At 65.0% G+C, this 1,799-nt stretch carries 2 protein-coding genes; one reads left to right on the plus strand and one right to left on the minus strand.

Annotated elements, in window-relative coordinates; translation table 11 throughout:
- A partial coding sequence (locus Q0579_RS03725; protein ID WP_298809229.1) for a 2,4'-dihydroxyacetophenone dioxygenase family protein occupies window positions 1-396 on the minus strand: 396 nt, incomplete at its 3' end.
- A 104-nt stretch (window positions 397-500) separates the two neighbouring features.
- Between Q0579_RS03725 and Q0579_RS03730 the strand changes: the two genes are divergently transcribed.
- Window positions 501-1,283 (plus strand): SDR family oxidoreductase, encoded by a 783-nt coding sequence (locus Q0579_RS03730; protein ID WP_039195450.1) that lies wholly within the window; start codon window positions 501-503, stop codon window positions 1,281-1,283.
- Window positions 1,284-1,799 lie beyond the last annotated feature (516 nt).

Here is a 1,799-nt window from a genome sequence, read left to right on the forward strand (position 1 = left end):
GTCCAGATAGACCATGCAGCCGGTGATGTTGAAGAATGTGATCATTTCCGGCACGTCTTCCGGCACCGTCAGCGTGTGGATCTCGCCCGGCGGCTCCATGACGTAGGAGCCCTCCGTGGCCACCCAGTCATGCTCCAGGTAGTGCCATCTGCCCTTCAGCACGAAGCCATGCACGGGGTTGGGGTGAAGATGCCGCGACAGGATGCCCGACTTGCGCACGCGCAACAGGTTGCACCATTGCCCGGCCAGCGTGTTCAGCATCAATGGACGAAACCAGACGTCCGGCGCCTGCGGCACCCAGACGCGCTCGTCGTCCGGCACCGCCGGCACGACGATCTCGTGCGGGGCAAGCCGGTGCGTCGTGCCCTTCATATCGCGATAGAAGCTGCTGCTCATCCTCGCTTTTCCTCCCTCGGCGCGGATGGTGCCGGCTTGGCACCGGCTTGATTCCCAAGTCGAACTTACGATCAATGGTTGCAACGAGGGAAGGGGACCGTCTCATGGATCTTGGAATTGCCGGCCGTACGGCCATCGTCTGCGCATCGAGCCGGGGCCTTGGCCGGGCCTGCGCAACGGCGCTGGCGCGCGAGGGTGCGCGCGTGGTGATGAACGGCCGCACGCCCGAATCGATCGGGCCGGTGGCGCGCGCCATCGCCGACGAGACGGGAGCCGACATCGTGGCCATCGGCGGCAATCTGGACGATGCCGGCCTGCGGGCCGAGCTGGTTGCGGCTGCCGGCGGTGCGGTCGACATTCTCGTCAACAATAATGGCGGCCCACCCCTGCGCGATTTCCGGCAGGTGGACGAGGCGGCGATGCTGGCCGGACTGCAGGCCAACATGATCGCGCCGGTCGACCTCGTGCAGCGCGTCATCGACGGCATGGTGGAACGGCGGTTCGGGCGTATCGTCAACATTACCTCCGCCTCGGTGAAGATGCCGCTTCCCATGCTGGACCTGTCGAGCGGAGCACGCGCCGGCCTGACAGGCTTTCTGGGCGGCGTGGCGCGGCAGGTGGCGGGGGCCAACGTGACCATCAACTTCCTGCTGCCCGGCGCCTTCGATACCGACAGGCTGAACGGCTCGATGGAGCGGGAGAGCGCGGCACGCGGGGTCGATAAGGCGCAACTGGCGGAAGAGCGCCGTAAGGGCATTCCGGCAGGCCGTTTCGGCACGCCGGAAGAATTCGGCGCGGCCTGCGCCTTCCTGTGCTCGGCGCAGGCCGGCTATATTACCGGTCAGAGCTTGCTGATCGATGGCGGCACCTATCCGGGCATCGTCTGACCTTGCCAAGCGACGCGCGGCGCGCACTTACCTCGCGTTGCCACGCATTTCCGGGTGGATCCCTTGTTCGAGTTTCTGACGCGCGCTGCATTCGGCGTTGCAAGCATCGTTCTCATGCTGCTCGCCGGCGGGTTGATCGCCTATGCGCTGGCGGATGTCTGGCAAAGCTGGACCGTGCCCGACCAGGATGTCGGGCCGGCATTGCTTGAAGCCGTCGGCTACACGGTCATCGCCATCGCCGTCTTCGATGTCGGCAAATACCTGCTCGAGGAGGAGGCGATCCGGGGCCGCGAGATGCGGCAGGCCGCCGAGGCGCGCCGCAGCCTGACCAAATTCATCTCCACCATCGTCATCGCGGTGCTGCTGGAGGCGGTCGTCACGGTATTCCAGGCAGGCAAGGAAGACTTCTCCCGCATGATCTACCCGACCATCCTTCTGTTTGTCGGCATGCTGCTGTTCGTCGAGATCGGAAAGCACACGTCTGAACTCCAGTCACTAGCTTATCTCGTATGCCGT

Source organism: uncultured Sphingomonas sp. (genome assembly GCF_936927845.1).
Classification (GTDB): Bacteria; Pseudomonadota; Alphaproteobacteria; order Sphingomonadales; family Sphingomonadaceae; genus Sphingomonas.

Bases quoted from the DNA above. Each gene is read 5' to 3' on its own strand.
- Q0579_RS03730 (WP_039195450.1), top strand. From the start codon at position 501: ATGGATCTTGGAATTGCCGGCCGTACGGCCATCGTCTGCGCATCGAGC.